At 74.2% G+C, this 23,891-nt stretch carries 23 protein-coding genes and 1 pseudogene; 18 read left to right on the top strand and 6 right to left on the bottom strand.

Annotated elements, in window-relative coordinates; genetic code table 11:
- Window positions 1–465: 465 nt before the first annotated feature.
- The 3 genes from FXF52_RS41765 (at window position 466) to FXF52_RS21960 (ending at window position 3,800) form a co-directional block, all read left to right on the top strand.
- Entirely contained in the window at window positions 466–621 is a 156-nt protein-coding gene (locus tag FXF52_RS41765) for a hypothetical protein (protein WP_187413620.1), read from the top strand.
- 182 nt (window positions 622–803) lie between these two features.
- Window positions 804–1,274 (top strand): UPF0158 family protein, encoded by a 471-nt coding sequence (locus tag FXF52_RS21965; RefSeq protein WP_148799506.1) that lies wholly within the window; start codon window positions 804–806, stop codon window positions 1,272–1,274.
- 426 nt (window positions 1,275–1,700) lie between these two features.
- On the top strand, window positions 1,701–3,800 hold the full coding sequence (locus FXF52_RS21960) for an amino acid transporter (protein ID WP_148799504.1): 2,100 nt from the start codon (window positions 1,701–1,703) through the stop codon (window positions 3,798–3,800).
- 180 nt (window positions 3,801–3,980) lie between these two features.
- Here FXF52_RS21960 and FXF52_RS21955 read toward each other — a convergent pair whose 3' ends face one another.
- The 5 genes from FXF52_RS21955 to FXF52_RS21935 all read right to left on the bottom strand — a co-directional run bounded on the left by FXF52_RS21955 (window position 3,981) and on the right by FXF52_RS21935 (window position 8,099).
- Window positions 3,981–4,187, bottom strand: coding sequence for a hypothetical protein (locus FXF52_RS21955; RefSeq protein ID WP_148799502.1), 207 nt, complete (start codon window positions 4,185–4,187; stop codon window positions 3,981–3,983).
- Window positions 4,188–4,340: 153 nt separating this feature from the next.
- Window positions 4,341–5,543: a low temperature requirement protein A gene (locus tag FXF52_RS21950; RefSeq protein WP_148799500.1), complete on the bottom strand. Its 1,203-nt coding sequence runs from the start codon at window positions 5,541–5,543 to the stop codon at window positions 4,341–4,343.
- Window positions 5,544–5,786: 243 nt separating this feature from the next.
- Window positions 5,787–6,506, bottom strand: coding sequence for a helix-hairpin-helix domain-containing protein (locus tag FXF52_RS44105; RefSeq protein WP_148799498.1), 720 nt, complete (start codon window positions 6,504–6,506; stop codon window positions 5,787–5,789).
- 230 nt (window positions 6,507–6,736) lie between these two features.
- The gene (locus FXF52_RS21940) at window positions 6,737–7,084 is read right to left on the bottom strand and encodes a TcmI family type II polyketide cyclase (RefSeq protein ID WP_148799496.1); all 348 of its coding nucleotides are present in this window, start codon (window positions 7,082–7,084) and stop codon (window positions 6,737–6,739) included.
- Window positions 7,085–7,247: 163 nt separating this feature from the next.
- Window positions 7,248–8,099 (bottom strand): BTAD domain-containing putative transcriptional regulator, encoded by an 852-nt coding sequence (locus FXF52_RS21935; RefSeq protein ID WP_148799494.1) that lies wholly within the window; start codon window positions 8,097–8,099, stop codon window positions 7,248–7,250.
- A 420-nt stretch (window positions 8,100–8,519) separates the two neighbouring features.
- Here FXF52_RS21935 and FXF52_RS21930 point away from each other — a divergent pair, with 420 nt between their 5' ends.
- From FXF52_RS21930 to FXF52_RS21890, 9 genes and pseudogenes are all read left to right on the top strand, one after another.
- Window positions 8,520–8,852, top strand: a complete 333-nt coding sequence (locus FXF52_RS21930; protein WP_148799492.1) for a TcmI family type II polyketide cyclase — start codon at window positions 8,520–8,522, stop codon at window positions 8,850–8,852.
- Window positions 8,849–10,555: an acetyl-CoA carboxylase carboxyltransferase subunit alpha gene (locus tag FXF52_RS21925; protein ID WP_148799490.1), complete on the top strand. Its 1,707-nt coding sequence runs from the start codon at window positions 8,849–8,851 to the stop codon at window positions 10,553–10,555. Before FXF52_RS21930 ends, FXF52_RS21925 begins: the two co-directional genes overlap by 4 nt.
- Window positions 10,552–11,025, top strand: a complete 474-nt coding sequence (accB, locus tag FXF52_RS21920) for an acetyl-CoA carboxylase biotin carboxyl carrier protein (RefSeq protein ID WP_148799488.1) — start codon at window positions 10,552–10,554, stop codon at window positions 11,023–11,025. The genes FXF52_RS21925 and accB overlap by 4 nt, the downstream gene beginning before the upstream one ends.
- A pseudogene (locus FXF52_RS21915) lies at window positions 11,025–12,368 on the top strand (acetyl/propionyl/methylcrotonyl-CoA carboxylase subunit alpha); the annotation flags it as partial. The gene accB and the pseudogene FXF52_RS21915, both read left to right, overlap by 1 nt.
- Before the next feature lie 395 nt (window positions 12,369–12,763).
- Entirely contained in the window at window positions 12,764–13,489 is a 726-nt protein-coding gene (locus FXF52_RS21910; protein ID WP_148799486.1) for an SRPBCC family protein, read from the top strand.
- Window positions 13,482–13,889, top strand: a complete 408-nt coding sequence (locus FXF52_RS21905) for a cupin domain-containing protein (protein WP_148799484.1) — start codon at window positions 13,482–13,484, stop codon at window positions 13,887–13,889. The genes FXF52_RS21910 and FXF52_RS21905 overlap by 8 nt, the downstream gene beginning before the upstream one ends.
- Window positions 13,886–15,154 carry a beta-ketoacyl synthase gene (locus FXF52_RS21900; protein ID WP_148799482.1) on the top strand — a complete coding sequence of 423 codons (1,269 nt, stop codon included), beginning with the start codon at window positions 13,886–13,888 and terminating at the stop codon, window positions 15,152–15,154. The genes FXF52_RS21905 and FXF52_RS21900 overlap by 4 nt, the downstream gene beginning before the upstream one ends.
- Complete coding sequence (locus tag FXF52_RS21895; RefSeq protein WP_148799480.1) at window positions 15,151–16,404, top strand: beta-ketoacyl synthase N-terminal-like domain-containing protein; 1,254 nt, start codon at window positions 15,151–15,153, stop codon at window positions 16,402–16,404. Before FXF52_RS21900 ends, FXF52_RS21895 begins: the two co-directional genes overlap by 4 nt.
- 361 nt (window positions 16,405–16,765) lie before the next feature.
- The gene (locus FXF52_RS21890) at window positions 16,766–18,112 is read left to right on the top strand and encodes a class I adenylate-forming enzyme family protein (protein WP_370518011.1); all 1,347 of its coding nucleotides are present in this window, start codon (window positions 16,766–16,768) and stop codon (window positions 18,110–18,112) included.
- Window positions 18,113–18,120: 8 nt separating this feature from the next.
- On the opposite strand, the gene FXF52_RS21885 is transcribed toward FXF52_RS21890, so the two are convergent.
- Window positions 18,121–18,729 (bottom strand): 4'-phosphopantetheinyl transferase superfamily protein, encoded by a 609-nt coding sequence (locus tag FXF52_RS21885; RefSeq protein ID WP_148799476.1) that lies wholly within the window; start codon window positions 18,727–18,729, stop codon window positions 18,121–18,123.
- Window positions 18,730–18,746: 17 nt separating this feature from the next.
- On the opposite strand from FXF52_RS21885, the gene FXF52_RS21880 reads away from it, so the two are divergent.
- The 6 genes from FXF52_RS21880 to FXF52_RS21855 are packed head-to-tail and all read left to right on the top strand — an operon-like array spanning window position 18,747 to window position 23,825.
- The gene (locus tag FXF52_RS21880; protein WP_148799474.1) at window positions 18,747–19,013 is read left to right on the top strand and encodes an acyl carrier protein; all 267 of its coding nucleotides are present in this window, start codon (window positions 18,747–18,749) and stop codon (window positions 19,011–19,013) included.
- Complete coding sequence (locus FXF52_RS21875; RefSeq protein ID WP_148799472.1) at window positions 19,013–19,258, top strand: acyl carrier protein; 246 nt, start codon at window positions 19,013–19,015, stop codon at window positions 19,256–19,258. Before FXF52_RS21880 ends, FXF52_RS21875 begins: the two co-directional genes overlap by 1 nt.
- On the top strand, window positions 19,251–20,345 hold the full coding sequence (locus FXF52_RS21870; protein ID WP_148799470.1) for a beta-ketoacyl synthase: 1,095 nt from the start codon (window positions 19,251–19,253) through the stop codon (window positions 20,343–20,345). Before FXF52_RS21875 ends, FXF52_RS21870 begins: the two co-directional genes overlap by 8 nt.
- Entirely contained in the window at window positions 20,342–20,848 is a 507-nt protein-coding gene (locus tag FXF52_RS21865; RefSeq protein ID WP_255472209.1) for a beta-ketoacyl synthase chain length factor, read from the top strand. Before FXF52_RS21870 ends, FXF52_RS21865 begins: the two co-directional genes overlap by 4 nt.
- Entirely contained in the window at window positions 20,845–22,494 is a 1,650-nt protein-coding gene (locus FXF52_RS21860; RefSeq protein ID WP_148799468.1) for a class I adenylate-forming enzyme family protein, read from the top strand. Before FXF52_RS21865 ends, FXF52_RS21860 begins: the two co-directional genes overlap by 4 nt.
- A complete protein-coding gene (locus FXF52_RS21855) occupies window positions 22,491–23,825 on the top strand; it encodes a beta-ketoacyl synthase (RefSeq protein ID WP_148799466.1) in 1,335 nt (444 codons plus the stop codon). The genes FXF52_RS21860 and FXF52_RS21855 overlap by 4 nt, the downstream gene beginning before the upstream one ends.
- Window positions 23,826–23,891 lie beyond the last annotated feature (66 nt).

Below are 23,891 nucleotides of genomic sequence, written 5' to 3'. Positions count from 1 at the left end.
ACTGCGGAAACACGGCCTGACAGGAGCCCATCGGCAAGATCAACCTGTCCCGACTCCCTAATGCTTCTTAGGGATCCCCAGGGGTTCTTACGCCGAGTACGCCACGATGGAGACCTCGACTACCTGGCGAGGCACATTGCCTCGGCCCGACTGGGATTTGCTGGTCCGGCGATGGCGGCCAGCGCGACCCTCCACGCCGAGCGGCTGACGATACTGCCAAGGTCCGCTACCCGCAGGGTCATACCGAGCGGCTGCTCCGCGCCTCCAGCCTCCCGTACTCCATCGCGCGCACTGGCCGGTTCGCGGAGTTCTTCCTCGGCTTGATCAGGCAGGCCTGCACGAGCACCGACGGGACGGGTCGCGCTTCCGGCCGCCGACGGTCCCGTCTCCCTTGTCCCACGAATCGACGTGGCGTGCGGCTTGGCCGCCCTGGCACGGCAGAAACCCACGAACGGGCACCACGACGTGACGGGGCCGGAGAGCTCCACCGTCGAGGCGACCGCCTCAGTCGTCGGGTACGCCGACGCCGCGCCGGCCGATTTCGCCAACGTACTGCTGCGCCTCGGCGAGGAGCCATGGCGGACCTACGCGTGGACGGGCATGTTCGAGTCCCTCCGCTAGGGCTGTGGGTAGCGACTTCCGACGCGTCACCGAGCTGAGCGGCCGCGAACCGGCCTCCCTCGGGGACATGCTCAACGGCGCGAGCCTGGTTCAGGAGCCGGAACGACGTGATCCGCCCAGGCGTGATCCGCGGCGTATTCTCGGTGGCTTGAGAACTGCCACGGCTGGCGAAGGCGGAACGGATGCGCGATCCACGCGACTTCGACCTTGAGGAGATTGCTACTGCGCTGGAGGACCAGAGCGCGTACGAGCACCGGTGGCTGATCGACCCGGCAACGGGAGAGGTGCTGCTCTGGACCGCCGATGGCGGCATCGATGGTAAGACACCCGTCGACCTCGACGAACTCGATGTGGTGCCCATCGACCCGTTGCCGTCCTACGTGTGGTACGAGGACATGGTCGACTTCGCGGACCTGCTCAGCGACGAGCGCGCCAGCCGACGACTGCATCGAGCGATCGACGGCAGGGGCGCCTTCCGGCGCTTCCGGAACGAACTGTATGAGGAGTACCCGCACCTGGTGCCGGTGTGGCAGGACCTCCACAACGCGCGTGCCCTCCGGCGTGCGATCGAATTCCTGGCGGACAACAACCTCATCGCGGAGGATGCGGCGGAGCGAGCCCGGGCCGAGCACCCTGATCCGGCGGTGCCGTGATCCGCAGCGCCACCGAATGACGTCAGGGTCGCAGCGAGTCGCTCGACTCCACCTCAAATGCCGCGATCAACGCAAGAGAGCAATCGCATAGGCGTCGTCGCCGTACCGACAGCAAGGGCCGCACGGGCACGTCCTCACCTTCACCCGGGTGGCTGAGCGGCATTCGTCCGCGCGGCCCCGGGCGCGGTGCCGACCACCGGCGCCGGTCCGGGACCGCGGCGGGGCCCTGGCCGCGCCACCCGGGCGTCACGGTGACCGTCATCGATCAGGATGGGCTGGTCCGCGCCCTGCGGGGCGTCGCCTGAGCGGGCCGGCCGGGCCGGACGGAACGTCCCGTCCGGTCCGGCCGATCTTTCCGGCTTGCCGGGTTCGCCGGTCGGCGCGGCGGGTACCGCCTACCGTCGGGGCAGGTGCCGAGGGGTGGACATGACGGACGGGCGGGACGGGCCGCGACGCGGGCGGGGGCGGCGGAGCGACGGGGGGTACGGCCAGGAGCGCGGGCTCGACGCGGCCGGCGACCGAGGCCGGGCCCGGGGCACCGGCCGGACGCCGGCGCGGATCCCGGAGTGCGTGCCGAGCCACGCCCGGCCGGCGGGGCCCCGCAACCGGCTGAGCCGGTGGCTGTTCCAGCACCGGGTGCAACCGGTCGGCCCGGAGACGCTCGAGCCGGAGGCCACGGCCCACCCGTGGTGGCAGGTGATGTGCCTGACCGGCGTGGACTACTTCTCCACCCTCTCCTACCTGCCCGGCATCGCCGCCCTGGCGGCCGGCGTGCTCTCCCCGGTGGCCACCCTGCTGATCGTGGCGCTGACCCTGTTCGGGATGCTGCCGATGTACCGGCGGGTGGCCCGGGAGAGCCCGCACGGGCAGGGCTCGGTGGCCATGCTGGAGCGGCTGCTGCCGTTCTGGCGTGGCAAGATCTTCGTGCTGATCCTGCTCGGCTTCGTGGCCACCTCGTGGATCATCACGATCACCCTCTCCGCCGCCGACGCCACCGTGCACCTGCTGGAGAACCCCTACCTGCCGGCGTCGTTCCCGCACGGGGCCAGCGCCGCGGTGCTGGTGACCGTGGTGCTCCTGCTCATCCTCGGCGGCGTGTTCCTGATGGGCTTCAGCGAGGCGGTGCAGGTCGCGATCCCCCTGGTCGCGGTCTTCCTGGTGCTGAACGCGGTGGTCGTGGTGGTCGGGCTCGGTGAGGTGGCGGCCCACCCGGAGGTGCTGAGCGGGTGGCTCGACCTCCTCACCGCCCGGGTCACCGGCGTCGGCGACCTGGTGGGGCCCGCTGTGCTGGCGTTCCCGCTGCTGGTGCTGGGTCTCTCCGGCTTCGAGACCGGGGTCAGCATGATGCCGCTGGTCCGGGGCGCGGGCGCGGACCCGCAGGAGCGGCTCGGGTTCCGCATCCGGAACACCCGCAAGCTGCTCACCGCCGCGGCGCTCATCATGTCCGTCTACCTGGTCACGACCACCTTCGTCACCACCGTGCTGATCCCGCCTAAGGAGTTCCAGCCCGGCGGCGCGGCCAACGGGCGGGCGCTGGCCTTCCTGGCCCACGAGCACCTGGGCGAGGGGTTCGGCACGATCTACGACATCAGCAGCATCCTGATCCTCTGGTTCGCCGGCGCTTCGGCGATGGCCGGCCTGATCAACATCGTGCCGCGTTATCTGCCGGACTACGGCATGGCGCCCGAGTGGGGCCGCGCGGTCCGCCCGGTGGTCCTCGTCTACACGCTGATCAGCATCGCCATCACGGTGACCTTCCGGGCGGACGTGAACGCCCAGGCCGGGGCGTACGCGACGGGCATCCTGGCGATGATGTTCTCCGGCTCGATCGCGGTGGCCATCTCGGCGATCCGGGTCCGGCACCGGGTCGCCGGGGTCGGCTTCACGGTGCTGACCCTGGTGCTGCTCTACGCGCTGCTGGCGAACGTCATCGAGAAGCCGGACGGCATCACCATCTCCGTGTTCTTCATCCTCGGGATCATCGTCGTCTCGCTGGTCTCCCGGGTCACCCGCACCACCGAGCTGCGCGCCGAGCGGATCGAGTTCGACGAGCCGGCCCGCCGGTTCATCGCCGACTCACTGGCGTACGACGGTCGGCTGCACCTCGTCGCGAACAAGCGGCAGACCGGAACGGTGCAGGAATACCGGGCCAAGGAGCGGGCGCAGCGGGCGATCAACCCGGTGCCGGGCAAGGCCGACGTCCTCTTCCTCGAGATCGACGTGATCGACCCGTCCCAGTTCAGCCAGGTGCTGCGGGTGCACGGGGTGGAGGTGGACGGGTACCGGGTGCTGCGGGCCAGCAGCCCGGCGGTGCCGAACGCGATCGCGGCGATCCTGCTCGCGCTCCGGGACGCCACCGGGGTCCGCCCGCACGCCCACTTCGAGTGGTCGGAAGGCAACCCGATCGCGCACCTGCTGCGCTACCTGATCCTCGGCCGGGGCGACACCCCGCCGGTGGTCCGGGAGATCATCCGCAAGGCCGAGCCCGACCCCGCGCACCGCCCCGGCATCCACGTGGGCGGCTGAGCCGGCCTCCCGCGCCTGCCCCGGGGCGCGCGGCCGTCCAACGCCCCGGAAACCCAGCCCGTCCAACGCCCCCGGAAACCCAGCCTCCTAGGACGCCGTACGGGAGGTGGCGGCGGCCGCTGCGGGCACGGAGCGGCCCGCAGCCGCCGGGGAGCGGGCGCGGGCCGAGAGGGGAGTGGCCTATTTGGACGGTTCAGGGAGCTTGCAGTCCACCTTGGGGTTGGCGCCGACGTAGTTCAGCGGACCGGCCACGATGGTGACCAGGATCGTGCCGGCCTCGGCGCAGTTGGTCTCGTCGTTGCCGTAGTAGCCGCGCTGACCGGCCGCGATCGCGCCGATGATGAGCCAGATGACGACCAGGACGCCGAGTATCGAGGAGCCGCGCATGGGTGCCTCCGAGGGGTTGTGGCGTATTCGAGGTGGAGTCCATGTACCCCGCGCGGGTGAGCGGCCAAACGGTGCCGCGACGGCCGGGCGCCCGATTTCGACCATTGCGGTTCCCGGTGCGGCCCGCAGCGGCGCCGCTCCCGGCACGCCGGATCAGGTCGGCGGGGACGGATCCTCCGGTGGCCGGCCGCGGCTGCGCAGGTGATCGGCGACGGCCACGCCGGCCAGCACCAGCATGGCGCCGAGCGCCGCGCACAGCGGGGGTAGGAAGAGCGCCGCCGGCGCGATGGTGAGCAGGGCCAGCAGCCCGCCGGGGCGGGACCGGGACACCCGGCTGAACACCTCGTACTCGAAGATGCTGCGGCCGACCAGGAACATCGCCGGCCCGCCGAGGATGACCGCCGCCCAGGCCGGCGGCGTACGTCCCGTCGGCTCGTGCAGCACCAGGTCGAAGCCGGCCGCGGTGGTCACCACCCCGGCCACCATGAGCAGGTGGGTGTACGGCGCGGTGTTCAAGAACCGGCTCGGCTGCCGCGACCCGGAGATGGCCTGCGGCAGCAGTTCACCGGACTTGTGTACGTAGATCCGCCAGAGCAGCAGGGTGGTGACGAAGGCGACCCCGAACGCGGCGATGTTCTCCGCCTCCGAGTGGTCGAGGCTGAACATCGTGCCGATGACCAGGATGCAGTCGCCGAGGGCGATGATGAAGAACTGCTGGTAGCGCTCGGACAGGTGCTCGGCGGTGACCTCCCGCTGCGACTCGGGCACCACCCCGAGTCCGGGCACCGGGTACGCGAGCCGGAGGCCGAGGTAGTCGATGCCCAACGCCAGCGCCCAGAGCGCCTCCCGGGCGTGCCCGGACGTCACGGCCCCGACCAGCCAGGGCACGGCGGAGACCGCGAACCAGAGGAAGACCCGGGCCGCCCGCCGCTGGGCCTGCCGGTCGTGCCGGACCGCCGGCATGAGGAACAGCCCGCGTCCGAGGTGGATCGCCACGTACGCGCCGGCGAAGACCGTTCCGGCGGCGCCGAAGGCGTCCGGGACGGCGGCGGTCATCAGCAGCGCGCCGAACATCACCACGGCGATCAGCAGCTTAATCTGGGGGCGCTGCGGGTCGTACATGTCGGTGACCAGGGTGGTGATGGCCCAGGTCCACCAGATCGCCATCAGCATGAGCAGGGACTGGAGGGCCCGTTCCCAGGTGACCTCGGCGTACAGGCCGCGCGAGATGAGGGCGAGCGCGACCACGTAGACCAGGTCGAAGAAGAGCTCCAGCAGGGTCACCCGGCGAGGTGACTCGGGATCGCGGACCGGGGGCTGGCGGTGGGCGGGCTGCTCCGGCGTGGCGGAGGGCACGGACTGCTCCTGCGGTGGCGGGATCGGCGCGGCGGGCCGGCCGGCCCTTCACCGACGGTAGTCACGGCAGCCCGGACCTGTGTCCGTTTTCGCGCTTTCCGGTGCACCCTTTCGGGACGCGGCGGCTACGTCGCCGGGGCGTCCGGGGCGGGTGCTGACGCCGTCCCGAGCGGCGCCGCTCCGGGCCGACGGTGACGCAGTGTCACCATCGGCCCGGGTGTGCTCAGGCGACTGCGGGGGCGCTCAGGGGAGCACCGCCTCGGCCTCGGCGCGGGCGCCGGCCAGCACCTTTGCCTGCTGCGGCCAGGTCGCCACGCTCGGCGCAGCGCGCACGCCGGCGGCCTTGAGGGTTTCCCGCAGCGCCGCCTCGTCCAGTTCGGCGAGCTGCTGGTACGTGCGGATGCCGGCGGCCTGGAGCGCGGTGGCCATCTTCGGCCCGATGCCCTGGATCTGCCGGAAATCGTCGGCCTGGTCGGCCGGCGCGGCGACCGGGGCCGCGACGGGCTCCGCCGCGGCCGCGGTGGTGTTCTCGACCGAGGTGCGCGGCGCGGGGATGGCCACCGGCGTGGCCGTCTCGTCCGGCGCCGGGGCGACGTCGGCAGCCACCGGGTCGGTCTCAACGGCGACGGGCCCGATCTCAGCGGCGACCGGCTCGGTCGCGATGATGACGGGCTCGGCGTCGACGGCGACCGGCTCGTTCTCGGCGGCGGGCTCCGCCACCGCCGGGACGGAGCCGGCCGGCTCGGTGACCGGCGCGGCCGGCCTGCTGTCCTCCTGGGCCGGGGCCGGCTCCTCGGTCACCGCGGCGGGCCGTTCCTGCTCACCGGTGACGGTGGCAGGCTCGTCCTCCACCGTGGACGCCGCCGGCTCCGCGGTGCGGCCTCCAGTCAGCACCCGCCAGATCACCAGGCCCGTCACCACAGTCAGGATCCCGACCAGCCATAGCGCGAAACTCGACGACACGGCCAACCTCCTCCTCAGTACGTGAACGAAAGTTGTGAGAAAACTCGGGGCAGCTTCGCACACGTACGTCGGGGATGACAGGGCGGTCCGCGGCTTTCGTCGGTGGTGGGACGGTTCATGCCGAACGGTGGCGGTGGGATGACCGAGCGTGTGCCGCGGCAGGGGGCGCCCCGGACCCTGGTGCCTTCGGGTCCGGGGCGCCCCCGGTCACGCCCGCCGCCGCGGTGCGGTCAGCGGGCCGGTCCCGGTGCGGGGGCGTCGGCGGCGTCCCAGCTGTAGAAGCAGCCGGCGACGGCATCCCGTGGGGAGTGCCAGGTTGGCAGGTACGGCGATGTGTGCGCCGACAGTCGCTGGTTGACCTGCCGGAAGAGCGGGTGGTTGCGTACGCCCGCCGCTGCGTCCGGATCGACGTGGGCGATCTCCATCAGGTGGACGCAGAGGTCGTGCAGGCTGTACAGCGACCGATGCCGGATGCCGGTCAGGCTCGGCAGGTCGGTCGCGTCGGACTCGGCGAAGATCTGCGCGACCCGTCCCTCCGCCCCCGGCACGATCCGGCTGACGACCAACAGTCGACTCATCGGGTCCCCTCTCGCCGGCGATGCCTCCGTCCCCGCGCGGCCGGGGCCTCGGACACCGTGTGCGCTCACCGTGCCGGGTCGGCTGTCATCTGTCCGTCACGATCGGTCGCCGATCGGTGATGCTGGTCGTGACGCGGCAGTCGGGCCCGTACGGTGTGTCCGGTCAGCGCGGGCCGGGCGTGGTGGGCGCGGTCGGGCCGCGGTGTGACGGCGGACCGGAGGGGCGGCCGGGCGGGTTGCTCCGGTCGGACCGCCGGGACGGGGGCTCGGGCCGGGAGGCGCGCCGGATGGGGGCGAGGGTGTCGTCGAGCAGCGCGCACATCGCCGCGGACGGTTCCAGGCGCAGCTCGCGTCGCAGCAGGTCACGGTAGACGTAGAAGGCGTGCACCGCCTCGTAGGCGTTGCCCTCGGCGAGGTGGATGCGGACCACCAGGCGGTGCGGGGTCTCCCGGAGCGGTTCGGCGGCCATTGCCTCCAGGGCCGCCTCCAGGGCTTCGCCGTGCCGGCCGGCGGCGAGGTGGTTGCCGGCGAGTTCCTCCAGCATGTGCAGCCGCAGTTGGCGCAGCCGTTCGCGTTCCAGCAGCACCCAGTCGTCGTACCAGCCGGGGAGCAGGTCGTGGCGGCCGGCGCTGGCGGCGGCGCGGGGCGCCTCGCCGTCCCGGACGCGGGTGGCGGTGTCGACCAGTTCGTCGACGTCGAGGTGGACCGTGTCGCCGAGCCGGACGGTGTCACCGTCGGTGAGTAGCGGGCAGCAGGGGTCCTGCCGCAACCGCCACAGGGCGGTACGCAGCGACGACAACGCCCGTTCCTCGGAGGTCTCCGGCCACAGCAGCCCGGCCAGGTGGCTGCGGGTGGCGCCGGGGCGCAGCCCGATCAGGGCGATGACCCGCTGCAGCCCGCGGGGCACCACCACCGGCACGTCGTCGTGCAGCAGCCGGAAGCCGCCGAGCAGGTGCAACGACACCGGTGGTGCGGACGGATCTCCGGCCGCCGGTGTCCTCGATTCACCGGTCACGGGCGCACCCCCTGCACCGGAACTTTCGTTCCGACTGTCATGTTGCCCGGCGCGGTGCCCGCGACTCCGGTGTCGGAACGGCTCCCGCTGCGGCGGCTGGCACCGCTGCAGCCGGGCTGACCGCAACGAACGTTACCAACTATGATTACTCTGGGTCAACAGACGTCGTGCCAAATGCGACTGTCCACACCCCTCGCAAGAACCGGCGTTGAACTGCGAAAAAGTGTCGGAATGAGATTTCCCCAAGTGGATCTTCTGATAGCTGCCGCACAGGGTGCGTCAACGCAGCGTCACGACATTTCGAGCCGGATGGGCCACAGGTGACGCCGCGTTGACGGTGCCGGCGGGACGGTGACCGGAGTCGTCCAGCGGGACCGGCCGCGCCGTGCGCCGGGGTTCGCACCCAAGGGGAGGCTCTCCATGGACCGTTCGCTCATCGTCGCCAAGGTGGTGCCGACCGCCGAGGATCGGGTCGCCGAGATCTTCGCCGCGTCCGACGCGACGGAACTGCCCGGCCTGGTCGGCGTCCGCCACCGGTCGCTCTACCGGCTGCACGACCTCTACGTCCACCTCCTGGAGACGGAGCGACCGGCCGGGAGCGCCGTGGAGGACGCCCGGGGGCATCCCGAGTTCGTCCGGGTCAGCGACCGGCTGCGCCCGTACATCTCGCCGTACCTGCCGGACTGGCGCTCGCCGCAGGACGCCATGGCCCACTGCTTCTACCGGTACGACGCGCCGGGGCGGCGGCCATGACCACCACCGCCCCGCAGGACGAGCAGCTCTGGTCGCGCTGCGACGGCTGCGCCGCTCTGCTGTACCGCAAGCGGCTGCGCCGCAACCTCGACGTCTGCCCGGAGTGCGGCTCGCACGCCCGGCTGGACGCGCCGGACCGGGTGGCGCAGCTGGTCGACCCGGACTCGTTCACCCCGCTGCCGGAGCGGGCCGTCCAGGTCGACCCGATCGAGTTCGTCGACGCGGTGCCGTATCCGCACCGGCTCGGCGCGGCGCGTGCCGCCACCGGGCTGGACGAGGCCGTGCTGTGCGGCACCGCCCGCATCGGCGGTCATCCGGTGGCGCTGGCGGTGATGGACTTCCGCTTCCTCGGCGGCAGCCTCGGCTGCGCGGTCGGTGAGCTGATCACCCGCGCCGCCGAGCGGGCGCTCGCCGACGAGGTGCCGCTGGTGCTGGTCACCGCCTCCGGCGGGGCCCGCATGCAGGAGGGGGCGCTGTCGTTGATGCAGATGGCCACGGTCAGCCAGGCCCTCGCCGGGCTGCGCGAGGCGGGCCTGCTCACCGTCAGCGTGCTCACCGACCCGACGTACGGCGGGGTGGCCGCCTCCTACGCGACCAACACCGACGTGGTGCTCGCCGAGAGCGGGGCCCGGATGGGTTTCGCCGGCCCCCGGGTGATCCGGCAGGTCACCGGCGCCGCGCTGCCCGCGGGCTTCCAGACCGCCGAGTTCCTGCTGCGGCACGGGCAGGTCGACATGGTGGTGCCCCGGCATGCGCTGCGCGGCCGGCTGACCGCGTTGCTCGCCGCGGCGCAGGCCGCTCGCCGGCGGGTGGCCGTACCCCGGCAGGTGCCGGCGCCGCGACCGGCGCCCGGGGCCGGCGTCGCCGCGCCCGCGACGGCGGCCGGCCGGCAGCGGGACGCCTGGGAGACGGTACGCACCGCGCGCCACCCTGGCCGGCCCACCACACTGGACTACCTGGACACCGCCTTCGAGGGCTTCGTCGAGCTGCACGGTGACCGGCTCGGCGCGGACTGCCCGGCGATCGTCGGTGGCCTGGCCCGGCTCGAGGGCCGGCCGGTGATGGTGATCGGGCACCAGAAGGGGCACACCACCGCCGAGCTGGTGGCGCACAACTTCGGCATGGCCAGTCCGGCCGGGCACCGCAAGGCGTTGCGGCTGATGCGGCTCGCGGCCCGGCTCGGCCTGCCGGTGGTGACCCTGGTGGACACCCCCGGCGCCGACCCGGGGGTGGGCGCGGAGCAGCAGGGACAGGCGGCGGCGATCGCCGAGAACATCCTCGCGCTGAGCATGCTGCCCACCCCGGTCGTCGCGGTGGTCACCGGCGAGGGCGGCAGCGGCGGGGCGCTCGCGCTGGCGGTGGCCGACCGGGTGCTCATGCTCGAACACGCCGTCTACTCGGTGATCAGCCCGGAGGGTTGCGCCGCGATCCTGTGGTCGGACAGCTCGGCCGCGCCGCAGGCCGCCCGCGCGCTGCGGCTCACCGCCGCCGATCTGTGCCGGCTCGGCGTGGTCGACGAGGTGGTGCCGGAACCGGAGCCCGCCGCGCACGGCGACCCGGTGAGCGCGGCCGAGCTGCTGGGCCGGGCGGTGACCGCGAATCTCGGCCCGCTGCTCGACGTGCCGCCGGCCACCCTGGTCCGCCGTCGCCGGCAGCGGTTCCGTCGCTTCGGCGCGGCCCGTGCCGCGGGGGTGACCCGATGAGCGGCGACGCCCCCGACGAGGTGCTGGCCGGGCTGCGCCGGCACGTCCGCAAGCTGGTCGCCGAGCTGGCCGGCCCGGTGCGCCGGGTCCGGCTGCGCAGCGGCGAGACGGTGCTGGAGGTGGAGTGGCACGGTCCGGCCCAGCCGGCGCCCGTGCCGCGCGCCGACCCGGAGCCGACGGCGCAACCGGCCACGGAGCCGGTGTCCGGGCCGGACCGGCTGGCGGTGCGGGCGCCCGTGGTGGGCACCTTCTACCGCTCCCCGGAGCCGGGTGCCGCTCCCTTCGTCGCGGTCGGCGACTTGGTCCGGCCGGGTCAGGTGGTCGGCATCGTCGAGGCCATGAAGTTGATGAACGAGGTGACCGCCGACCAGGCCGGTCAGGTGGTCGAGGTGCTGGTCGAGGACGGCAAGCCCGTCGAGTACGACCAGCCGCTGGTCGCCCTGGAACCGCAAGCCACGCGAGGAAGCTGATGTTCGAGAAGGTGCTGATCGCCAACCGGGGTGAGATCGCGCTGCGGGTGCTGCGCGCCTGCCGGGAGCTGGGTGTGCGCACGGTGGTGGTGCACTCCACCGCCGACGCCGACTCACTGCCGGTGCGGCTGGCCGACGAGACCGTCCGGATCGGACCGGCGGCGAGCCGGCAGAGCTACCTGAACGCCGCGGCGATCGTCGAGGCCGCCCGGCAGACCGGTGCGCAGGCCGTGCACCCCGGCTACGGTTTCCTCTCCGAGGACGCCGACTTCGCCGAGATCTGCGCGGCGAACGGGCTGACCTTCATCGGTCCGCCGCCGGAGGTGATGTCGGCGCTGGCCGACAAGTCCACCGCCCGGGCGCTGATGAGCAAGGCGGGGCTGCCGCTGCCGCCGGGCGCCGTGCAGACGCTGCCGACGGTCGCCGACGCGCTCGAGGTGGCCGCCGAGGTGGGCTACCCGGTGATCATCAAGGCGGCGGCCGGCGGGGGCGGGCGTGGCATGACGGTGGTGCACAGCGCGGCCAAGCTGCCCCGCGCGTACGCGCGTACCCGCGCCGCGGCCCAGGTCGCCTTCGGCGACGACCGGGTGTACGTGGAGCGCTACCTGGCCGATGCCCGGCACGTCGAGGTGCAGGTGCTCTGCGACGGCCGCGGCAACGGGGTGCACCTGGGCACCCGGGACTGCTCGGTGCAGCGGCGCCACCAGAAGCTGATCGAGGAGGCGCCGGCCCCGGCGCTGCGGCCGTCCACCCTGGACATGCTCGCGGAGACCGCGCTGCGCGGCGTCCTGTCGGTCGGTTTCACCGGCGCCGGGACCGTCGAGTTCCTGGTCGACGGGGCGGAACAGGGCCACTTCCTGGAGATCAACTGCCGGATCCAGGTGGAGCACCCGGTCACCGAGATGGTCACCGGCGTGGACGTGGTCCACGAGCAGTTGCACATCGCCGCCGGTACGCCGCTGCGCCTGCGGCAGGAGGACATCCGGCTGCGCGGGGTGGCCGTCGAGGCCCGGGTCAACGTGGAGGACCCGGACCGCGACTTCGCCCCCGCGCCCGGCCGGCTCGACCGGTTCCGGCCACCCGGCGGCCCGTTCACCCGGGTGGACACCCACGGCCACGCCGGCTACCTGGTCAGCCCGCACTACGACTCGTTGCTGGCCAAGGTGGCGGTCTGGGCGCCGGACCGGGACGGCGCGCTCGACCGCCTCGACCGCGCGCTCGGCGAGTTCGAGGTGGCCGGCCCGGGGGTCCGTACCACCATCCCGTTCGTCCGGCGGGTGCTGCGCGACCCGGCGTTCCGCCAGGGACGACACACCACCGGCCTGGTCGAACGGCTGCTCGCCGCCCCCGCCGGGGCCCCTGCGCCCGATCCCGCGCCCGCCAACGGGACCGCGCCCGCCGACGGGACCGCGCCCGCCGACGGGACCGCGCCCGCCGACGGGACCGCGCCCGCCGACGGGACCGCGCCCGCCAACGGTGGCGCGCCGGCCAACGGCGCCGGGCCCGCCAACGGCGCCGGGCCCGCCGGCGAGGCGCCCACCCGGGTGGCCGCGAACGGCGGCCGAGGTGGGCCAGCCGACGGCGGGCCGGGTTCCGACCGTGCCGCGCCCGGCGCTGTCCCCGGGGCGCCACCAGTGCCCGCCGATCCCGTGTTCGTCACCCGTGCCGAGGCCGACCCGGCCGGCCGGACCCCCGTCACCGCCGTGCCCGCCGCCGGCCCGACCGCTTGGAGGACCCGATGACCGTCGCTTCCGACCGCCCAATTGCCGCGCAGATCACCGACATCCTTGTCACCCACTGCGGCCTGGACGCGGATGCCGCCGCCCGCACCCCGGCCGCGAGCCTGGAAGAGCTCGGCATGGACTCGCTCGCCCTGCTCGAACTCTCCGCGGTCGTCGCCGACCGGTGGCGGGTCAAGATCCCCGAGCAGGCCGCGCAGCTGAGCATCGCCGGCGTCGCCGACCTGGTGGCCCGCAAGGCCGACCCGCCCGGGCACACCGAGAACGGCATCGACATCGCCGCGCCGCTGCCGCTGGTCTGGGACGTCACCAACGACGTGGCCCGGTGGACCGAGCTGTTCACCGAGTACGCGGCGGTGGAGATCCTGGACCGCGACGGCGACACGGTGCGGTTCCGGCTCACCATGCACCCCGACGAGAACGGCGTGGCGTGGAGTTGGGTCAGCGAACGCACCGCCGACCGGGCGAAACGGGAGGTCCACGCCCACCGGGTGGAGACCGGCCCGTTCGAGTACATGCGCATCCACTGGCGCTACGACGAGATTCCCGGCGGCACCCGGATGACCTGGGTGCAGGACTTCGCCATGAAGCCCACCGCGCCGGTCGACAACGCCGGCATGACCGAGCGGATCAACGCCAACAGCAAGGTCCAGCTCGCCGTCATCAAGGAAAAGATCGAACGGCGGGCGGCCGCGTCGACCGGGAAGGAAGGCCGCGATGCCTGAGACCACCACGGCCCGGATCTCCGTCCACGACGTCCCCGCCGACCGGCGGCGCGGCGGCGAGCTGCGGGTGCTGCTCGGCCCGAAGACCGTCGGCAGCACCTCCGGGTTCATGGGCGTGGCCGCCCTCGCCCCCGGGGAACGCATCGCCGAGCACTACCACCCCTACAGCGAGGAGTTTCTCTACGTCGCCCGCGGCGCGATCACCGTCGACCTGGACGACCGGCCGGTGCCGCTCGGCGCGGGGGAGGCGCTCTTCGTGCCCAAGGACGTCCGGCACCGGCTGCGCAACACCGGCGACGAACCGGCCGAGGTGGTCTTCCACCTCGGACCCCTCGCCCCGCGTCCCGAGCTCGGTCACGTCGACACCGAGACGGCCCCGCCACCTCGGGAATCGTCGTGACCGGCCGGCGGACCGTGGTCACCGGGGTCGGCGTCGTCGCACCCGGCGGCGCCACCCGGGACCGGTTCTGGAAGACCGTCACCGAGGGGCGGACCGCGACCCGGCGGATCAGCTTCTTCGACCCGTCGCCGTTCCGCTCCCAGATCGCCGCCGAGTGTGACTTCGACCCGGACGCCGCCGGGGTCACCCTCGCCGAACGGCAACGCGCCGACCGGTACGTGCAGTTCGCCCTGGCCTGCTCCATCGAGGCGCTCGCCGACAGCGGCCTCACCCTCACCGACGCCGACCGCGAGCGCGCCGGCGTGGTGCTCGGCACCGCCGTCGGCGGCACCATGGCACTGGAGCAGGAGTACGTCCGGGTCAGCGACTCCGGCCGGCGCTGGCTGGTGGACCACACCCTGGGCGGGCGGTACCTCTACCAGGCGCTGATCCCCAGCAGCCTGGCCGCTGATGTGGCCTGCCGGCACGGCCTGCACGGCCCGGCCCAGGTCGTCTCCACCGGCTGCACCTCCGGCATCGACGCCATCGGCTACGCCCACCAGCTCGTCGCCGACGGCGAGGCGGACGTGGTCCTGGCCGGGGCGGCGGACTCGCCGATCTCCCCGGTCACGGTCGCCTCGTTCGACGCCATCCAGGCCACCAGCCCCGACAACGACGACCCGGAGCACGCCTCCCGGCCGTTCGACGCCGACCGGCACGGGTTCGTCCTCGCCGAGGGCGCGGCCGTGCTGGTGCTGGAGGAGGCCGAACACGCCCGCCGCCGGGGCGCCCACGTCTACTGCGAGGTGGCCGGGTACGCCAGCCGCAGCAACGGGTTCCACATGACCGGACTGCGCCCGGACGGAGTGGAGATGGCCCTGGCCATCAGCGACGCGTTGCGCCAGGCCCGGCTCGCCCCGTCGGCCGTCTCCTACGTCAGCGCGCACGGCTCCGGCACCCGGCAGAACGACCGGCACGAGACCGCCGCGTTCAAGCGGGCGCTCGGCCCGACCGCGTACCGGGTGCCGATCAGCTCGATCAAGTCGATGGTGGGCCATTCGCTCGGCGCCATCGGCTCGATCGAGATGGCCGCGTGCGCGCTCGCCATCGAGTACGGGGTGGTCCCGCCCACCGCCAACTGGGCCACCCGCGACCCGGAGTGCGACCTGGACTACGTGCCCAACGAGGCGCGGGAGCTGCCCGTGGACGTGGCCCTGTCGGTGGGCAGCGGCTTCGGCGGCTTCCAGTCCGCGATGATCTTCCGCCGCCTGGCGGTCACCCCGTGACCGCGCGGGCGGTGGTGACCGGGATCGGGGTGGTGGCGCCGAGCGGGGTCGGCAACGACGCGCACTGGGCCAGCGTGCTCGCTGGCACCCGGCGCGTCGGGCCGATCACCCTCTTCGACCCGGCGAGCTATCCCACCCGCGTCGCCGGGGAGGTGCCCGACTTCGACGCCGCCGGGTTCGCCGACACCCGGCAGCGGGTGCAGACCGACCGGTGGACCCACCTCGGGTTCGCCGCCACCCGGCTGGCGCTGGCCGACGCCGGGTTGCCGGAGCGGGCGCCCGACCCGTACCGGTGGGCGGTCACGCTGGCCAGTTCCTCCGGCGGCAACCTGTTCGGGCAGCGGGAGTTGCAGCGGCTGTGGGGTGGGCCGACCCGCACCGTCGGGGCGTACCAGTCGATCGCCTGGTTCTACGCGGCCAGTGTGGGGCAGGTGTCCATCCACCACCAGCTCAAGGGGCCGTGTGGGGTGACGGTGTCGGAGTCTGCCGGTGGGCTGGACAGCCTCGCCCACGCGGTGCGGACGGTCCGCCGGGGCACCCCGCTGGTGGTGGCCGGGGCGACCGAGTGTCCGCTGAGCCCGTACGCGCTGGCCTGCCAGCTGCGCTCGGGGCTGCTCAGCGACGTCGCCGACCCGGAGCGGGCGTACCGGCCGTTCGACGCCGGGGCCAGCGGCTACGTGCCGGCCGAGGGCGGCGCGGTCTTCGTGGTGGAGGAGCTGGGACACGCGTTGGAGCGGGGCGCCCGGATCTACGGCGAGATCACCGGCTGGGCGGCCACCCACGACGCCGCCCCCACCGATCCCGAGGCCGGCCCCGACCCGACGCACTACGGCCGCGCGCTGCGGCTGGCCCTGGACCGGGCCGGCGTACGCCCGCACGACGTGGACGTGGTCTGGCCGGACGCGCTCGGCGTGCCCGCGTACGACCGGGCCGAGGCGAGCGCCCTGCGGGCGGTGTTCGGGGAACGCACCCCGTCGGTCACCACCCAGAAGCCGCTGACCGGCCGGGCCCACCAAGGTGGGTCGGCGCTGGACGCGGCCACCGCGCTGCTCGCCTTCCACCATGGGTTGCTGCCCGCCTCCGCCGGCCCGCAGCGGCCCGCCCCGGGCTGCGAGCTGCCCTTCCTGCGGGAGCACCGCCGGCCGCGCAGCCGCGTCGCGCTGGTCGGGGCGCGCGGCTTCGACGGCTTCAACAGCGCGTTGGTGCTGCGTGGCGCCGCGCCACCACCCGCTACGGGGAACCCGGGGTAGGCGCGCCGCAGGTCGGCGAGCGGGCGGTGTCTGAAGTGCCGGGACGCCGCCCGCTCGCCGTTCTGCGCACCGATCCGCCGGCTTTCCGAGGCGTGCGCAGGGCGGGACGGCCGGCGGTGTATCGAGCCGGCGTACCCGCCTGATCCTGCCTGTCCGATCGAGCCTCGGCAATCCACCCAGCCGCTTTTCCTGATCTAGCCATTTGCATGTGGCAATGCGTCGAAGGGCTGCCGTAGGGTCTCGTCAGCACCCCGGAGAACGCACCTGTTGGGCGGATTTCGCCCACTTTGAGGCTGGGCGGTGGGCGATCGTGACTGGGCATCCTGCGGCAGAAGATCCCGTGGCGGCAGAGGCGAGTTGGGTGGACGATGTCCTGTTCACCGGGCGTCCCACCGACGTCTGTCTACGCCTGCCCGAGCCGGTCGACAAGGCCACCCTGCGTCGGCTGGTGAGCGAGGCGCAGACCCGGCTCGCCGCGGCCGGCCTGCGTCCCGACGGCGCCGCCGCGCTGCGGCTGCCGCCGTCGCTGGCGTACGTGGTGAACCTGCTCGCCACCTGGCGCAGCGGCGCCCAGGCCGTGCTGCTGGACCACCGGCTCACCGACCACGAGGTCGACCGGGCGCTGCGCCGGCTCACCCCGCAGGTGGTGGTGGCCCCGGTGCGGACCGGCGGGGGAGCGCTGCGGATCTTCGTCGACGTCACCGAGGGGATCACGCCCTACTCCGACCGCCCGGCCGGCAGCCCGCACGCGGTGATCCAGCTCAGCTCCGGGTCCACCGGGCCGTCGAAGGTGATCGGCCGGACCGCCGAGGACCTGGTCGGCGAGGTGCACCGCTACACGCGGATCGACGGGGTGGCGCTGCCCGGCGAGCGGATCATCCTGCTGCCGTCCATGGTGCACGTGCTCGGCCTGGTCGGCGGGCTGCTCTACGGGCTGCACGCCGGCGTCGAACTGGTGCCGCCGGAGCGGCTCAGCGGCGACGCGATCCTCGCCGCCGTCGCCGCCCAGGACACCCCGGCCACCGTACTCGGCGTGCCGTTCCACATCGGGCTGCTCGCCTCCACCACCCCGCCGGGGCCGCTGCCCCAGCTCAAACGGATGACCACCGGCGGCGAGCTGGTCCCGGCCGCCGTCGCCCGCGCCTTCACCGACCGCTACGCCGTCCCGCTGGGCAACATGTACGGGATGACCGAGGTTGGCGTCATCGGCACCGACCTGTACGGGGCGAACTGCCCCGCCATCGCCCCCGCCCCCGGCATGCGGGTGCGGGAGTCCGACGGCGAGCTCTGGGTGAGCTGCCCGGCATCCCCGTACGTCGGGCTCGCCGACCCGACCCGCTGGTCCGACGGCTGGCTGCACACCCGCGACGCCGGCACCGTCGACCCGGAGACCGGGCTGGTCACGGTCAAGGGCCGCCTCGACTCGCAGGTGTCGGTGGGCGGCATGAAGGTGGACCTGACCGAGGTGGAGGCCACCGTCGCCGAGCTGCCCGGGGTGGGCGCCGCGGTGGTGGTCTGGGATGACGGCATCACCGCGTACGTCCAGCCGGACGGGCCGCTGTCCGAGGAGACGCTGGACAAGCTGCTCGCCGAACGCCTCGCCGGCTACAAGCGGCCGCGGACCCTGCACCTGCTCGACCAGTTGCCGCGCACCACCACCGGCAAGCTGGTCCGCTCGACGGCGGCGCTGCGGGACGCGGCGTCATGACCGGCCCGCTACGCGAGCACGACCTCGACCTCCCCGGCCGCCCCGGCGACCGCCACCGCGAGCACCAGGCCGTCCCCGGCCGCCGGGTGGCCCACCCGTACGCCGGGACAGCCGGGCACCGGGCGCAGCAGCTCGCCGGGGCCGCCGGGCACCGGCATCCGCCGGCGCAGCCCGCCGTCGCGCAGCCCCGTGCCGAGCGCCTTGCCGACCGCCTCCTTCGCCGTCCACAGGCGCAGGAAGTCCAGGTCCCGGCCGGCCTCGTCCCGGGCCCGCAGCCAGGCCACCTCGCCCGGGTCGTACCAGCGGCCCGCGAGAGGGGCGGCGGGCAGCGGCCGCCGCCGCTCCACGTCCACCCCGACCGGCCCGCCCACCCGGGCGGCCACCACGACCAGCCCGTCGACGTGGCTCACGCTCACCGGCAGCGTCCGCCCGTCGCCGGCCCGCACCTCGGGACGCCCGCCCGGCGCCCGCCGCACCCCGAGCTCCGCCCCCGACCGGCCGAGCAGCGCGCCACCCGCGCGCCGCAGCAGCCGCCGCGCCAGCTCCCGCTGGTCGCCGGCGGCCCGGCCGAGCCACACGTACACGGTGTCCCGACCGGGCACCGGTAGCTGCCTCACGGAAAGAGGTTAACGCCATGCGCGACGAGGTCCGCACCTTCGTCATCGAGCAGCTCGCCGACATGAACTACGACGTCGAGGACCTCGACGACGACACCACCCTGGGCCCCTCCGGCGTCGACCTCGAGTCGCTCGCCCTGGCCGACCTGGCCGTGCGCGTGGAGGACCGGTACGGCCTGAAGTTCGCCGACGACGAGTCGGAGCAGCTGGCCCTGATGACGGTCGGCGAGTTCACCACCATGGTCGCCGACCGGGTGGCCGGCGCGACGAGCGACCGCCCCTGATGGCCGGTCAGCCCGACCTGGGGCGAGCTGACCTGGTGAGCATGCTCGCCGAACTGACCGCGAAACCCGTCGACCAGGTGCCCGACCGGATCGGCTCAATGGAGTTGGCCTGGCTGGTGCACCTCGTCGAGCAACGCTACGACCGCCGGATGGAGCTCAGCGACGACCAGCTCGCCGGCATCCGCACCGTCGACGACGCCCTCGCCGTGTTCCACCATTCACTGACCGCCCCCGCAGATGGCTGAGCAGGAGCACCTGCGGATCACCGGCGTCCACGCGCTCAGCGCCCTCGGCAGGGGCGCCGACGCGCTGCTCGCCGGGGTGCTCGCCGGCACCCCGGCGTTCGCGCCGGTCCGCCGGTTCGACACCACCGGCCGCCGGGTCACCGTGGCGGCCACCCTGCCCGACGCCGGGCCGCTCGCCGACGAGCTGGCCGACGCGGTCGACGCCGCCTGCCGGGCGGCCGGGCTGGACCGCACCCACCGGGCCGGGGCGGCGCTGTTCCTCGCCGTCCACGGCGGACCGGAGGTGCCCGCGCTCGCCGCGAACCTGGCTCGACGCTGCGGGCTGGTCGACGCCCACCGGGTCTACACCACCGCCTGCGTGTCGGCGAGCACCGCAGTCGCCGACGCGGCGACCCTGATCGCCCGGGGCGACCTGGACCGGGTCGTCGTCGCGGCCGGCTACCTGGTCGAGCCCGACCAGTACGCGCTCTTCGACGCCGGCCGGGCGTTCGCCCCCGACGGGGCGGTCCGCCCGTTCAGCACCGGACGGCAGGGGCTGCTGCTCGGCGACGGGGTGGCCGCCGTGGTGCTGGAGTCGGCGAGCGCCACCGCCGGCCGGGGCGCGTCCCCGCTCGCCACCGTGCGGGGTTGGGGTCGGGCCGGGGACGCGTACCACCCCTGCCAGCCCGACCCGCAGGGGCGCGGGCTGGCCCGGGCGGTCGGCGCGGCGCTGCGCCGGGCCGGGCTGCCGGCCGAGGCGCTCGGCTACGTCAACGCCAACGCCACCGGCACCCCGTACAGCGACGCCGCCGAGGCGGCGGCGCTGCGCCGGGTGTTCGGCGACCGGGCGGGCCGGATCCCGGTGAGCTCCACCAAGTCGGTGCACGGGCACGCCCTCGAAGCGTCCGGGCTGCTCGAACTGGTGGTCACCGTGCTGGCCCTGCGGCACGGCAAGCTGCCGGTCAACGCCGGGTTCCTCGGCCCGGACGAGACCTGCCCGCTGGACGTCATCACCGACGCGCCCCGCCCGGCGGCCACCGGGCACGCGCTGACCCTCAACGCGGCCTTCGGCGGCGCCAACACGGCCCTGCTGGTCGGTGTGCCGTGACCCCGCCGACCGTGCTCGCCGAGGCCCGCTGGCCGGAGCCCGGGGACGGCCCGCCGCCCCCGCTGCCGGGCTTCGTGCACTCGGCGTTCCACCCGCTGGTGGCGGCGGTCGCCGACCGTTGCCTCACCCGGCGGTACGGGGCGAGGCCGCGGCCGGCGGGCAACCGGACGGCCATCGTGCTGGTCAGCGCGAGCGGCGACCGGGCCAGCGCGGAGCACGTCCGGGCCACGGTCGCCGCCGGCGGCCGGGTCGGACCGCTGTTCTTCTTCCAGTCGGTGCCCAACAGCATCGCCGGGCACGTCGCGGCGCGCTGGGGACTGGACGGCCCGGTGGTCTGCCTGAGCCCGACCGGGGAACCGCGGGCCGACGCCGTCGCCGAGGCGGAACTGCTGCTGTACGACGGCGACGCCGACGAGGCGTTGCTGGTCCTGATCGAACAGGCGCCGGACGGGACGCCGGGCGAGGCGACCGCGGTGCTGCTGGGGGGAGGAAGACGTCCATGAGGACGAAGGGACTGCGCGGCGCGCTGGCCGCCGACACCGAACTCGGCGCGGGCAACGTGCTCGCCCAGGTGCTGGCCCACGGCGCCGACCCGGACGGGCCGGGGCTCACCTTCGACACGCCGGTCGACGGCCACCCGGCCGAGCACCCGTTGACCCTCGGGCAGCTCGACGAGCGGGTCGCCGCCCGGGCCGCCTGGCTGCACGCACGCGGGGTGCGGCGCCGCGACCCGGTCGCCGTGTGGGCCGGCAGCGCCGCCGACATGGTCCTGTCGTTCCTGGCGCTGACCCGGCTCGGCGCGATCCCCGCGCTGATGAACGGCAAGCTGCGGCCGGAGATCGCCGCCGAGTACATCCGCCGGCTGCGGGCCGCCGGGGTGCTCGCCGACGCCGCCCACGCCACGGCCCTCGCCGGGCACGACCTGGGCGCGCCGCTGCTCGGCCAGCCCGCCGACGCGGGCGCCGGCGACCCGACCGCCGCCCCGGCCCACCACCGGCACCACCCCGACGATCCGATCGTCATCACCCACACCTCCGGCACCACCGGCGTGCCGAAGGCAGTGCTGCACTCGCACGCCAGCCTCTTCGCCGCCACCCGGCACCTGCTGGCCATGCCGCAGGCGCAGGGCACCAACCGGATCCTCAACGCGCTGCCCGCCCCGCACACCGCGACAGTGCTGATGGTCAACCAGGCGCTGGGCAACCGGGCGGAGATGTTCCTGCTGTCCGAGCAGAACGGCGAGCGAGTGCTCGACGCGATCCAGCGGTGGCGGCCGGACGGGGTCTTCGGGTTCTCCGTCACCTGGGCGGAACTGGCCCGCTTCGACCTGTCCGGGTACGACCTGGACTCGGTGCGGCTGTGGTTCAACACCGGCGACTGCTCACACGAGCCGCACGTCCGGCGACTGGTCAAGGTCGGCTCGCGGGACGTGATGACCCGCGACGGGGTGACCCGGGTGCCCGGGTCGGTCTTCATCGACGGGCTGGGCTCCAGCGAGATGGGGCACTCGATGTTCCACATCACCCACACCGTCGACACCAACCGGTACGGCCGCTGCGTCGGCCGCCCCTACCGGTTCACCAGGGTCGCCGTCCTCGACGACGACGGCGACGAGCTGCCGCCCGGCCAGGTCGGCTGGCTCGGCATCGACTCGCCGTCGCTGTTCCGTGGCTACTGGAACGACTCGGTCACCACCCACCGGTCCCGGCTGCGCGGCTGGTACCTCACCGGTGACCTGGTCTACGCCGACGACGAGGGTCGCTACTACCACCTGGACCGGGCCGTCGACTCGGTCGACGCCGGAGACGGGAGGCGCTTCTTCACCGCGCTGTCCGAGGAACGGATCCTCGCCGCCTGCGCCGACGTCACCGACTGCACCGTGGTGATCGTCAAGCAGGACGACGTGGTCGTGTCTGACGCCGCGCCGCGACCCGGGGTGGTCGTCACTGACGTGCTGCTCGAACTGGCGGTCGGGGCGGATCCGGCCGAGGACCGTACCGAGCGGATCCGCGCCGCCCTCGGGCCGGACGTCGGGGCCACCCTGCGCCGGGTGGTGCCGGTCCGCACCGACGACCTCCCGGTCACCGTGACCGGCAAGGTCCGCAAGGTGGCGCTGCGCGAGCACTACCTGACCGAGCACTCGTCATGACCGCCGTCATCACCGGCATGGGGCTGTTCACCCCGGCCGGGCGGGGCGTCGAGGAGACCTTCGACGCGCTCACCACCGGCCGGTCCGGGCTGCGCCGCCCGCCCGAGGGGCACCCGGCCCGGGACTGCCTGGAGGTGGCCGGGGTGCTGCCGGAGGTGGACCCGCGCAGCGTCGCCTCCGGGCCGGAGACGAAGGTGCTCGACCGGATCGTGCTGCTGGCCCTGATCACCGCCGCCGAGGCGCTCGCCGACGCCGGCATCGAGGTGGGGCGGGACGTCGACCCGGACCGGATCGGGGTGATCGTCGGCGGGGTCGGCGGCATGTCCACCCTGGAGAGCCAGGTGCTCGCCCGGGCCGCCCGGGGCCGCGCCGCGGTCAGCCCGTACCTGCTGACCGGGATCCTGCCGAACATGCCCTCGGCCCGGATCGCCATCGCACACGGGATCCGCGGCTACAGCTCGTCGGTCGGCACGGCGTGCGCGTCCGGCGCGCAGGCCGTCGCCGACGCGGTACGGCTCATCCGGGCCGGCGAGGCCGACGTGGTGCTCTGCGGGGCGAGCGAGGCGCCGCTGTTCCCGACCTTCGCCGACACCTTCGGCAACGCCCGGGCCCTGGCCCGCGGCTGGGACGAGCCGACCGAGGCCAGCCGCCCGTTCGACAAGCGGCGCAACGGTTTCGTCCTGGCCGAGGGGGCGGCGCTGCTGGTGCTGGAGCGTGCCGAGCACGCCGCCGCCCGGGGCGTCACCGGCTACGCCGAGGTCGCCGGGTACGGGGTGAACACCGACGCCTACCACCCGACCGCGCCGCGACCGGACGGCGCCGGGGCGGCCGGTTGCATGCGCCGCGCCCTGGCCGGCGGAGGCGCCGAACCGGGCCAGGTCGGCTACGTCAACGCGCACGGCACCGGCACCAAGCTCGGCGACATCGCCGAGACCACCGCGCTGGCCGAGGTGTTCGGCGTCGGCGGGGTGCCGGTCAGCTCCACCAAGGCGCTCACCGGGCACCTGCTGGGCGCCTCCGGAGTGCTGGAGGCCGCGGCGACCGCGCTCGCGCTCGGCCGCGGGCTGCTGCCGCCCACCTACCACCTCGACGACCCGGACCCGGACTGCGCGGCGGACCACATCCGCGCCGCGCCCCGCAGCACCCGGGCCGAGTACGCGCTGACCAACTCGTTCGGGTTCGGCGGCCAGAACGTCAGCCTGCTGCTCCGCCGGGTCGCCGGCGACTGCTCCGGGTCGCGGCGCGGCGACAGCCGCGCCGAGCCGCAGTGGTCGTCAGCGGCGCGGCGGGCCGCCGGTGCCGCGACGCCGGCCGCCGGAGCGGGGAGGTGATGCAACGTTCCACCCCGGGCGGCGCAGGCCCGGATCGGCAGTCACGGGGGGACATGGGGAAAGGCT

The sequence above is a fragment of the Micromonospora sp. MP36 genome (assembly GCF_008119785.1).
In the GTDB taxonomy this organism is placed as follows: domain Bacteria; phylum Actinomycetota; class Actinomycetes; order Mycobacteriales; family Micromonosporaceae; genus Micromonospora.
This window is presented reverse-complemented; position numbering and strand designations above follow the sequence as displayed.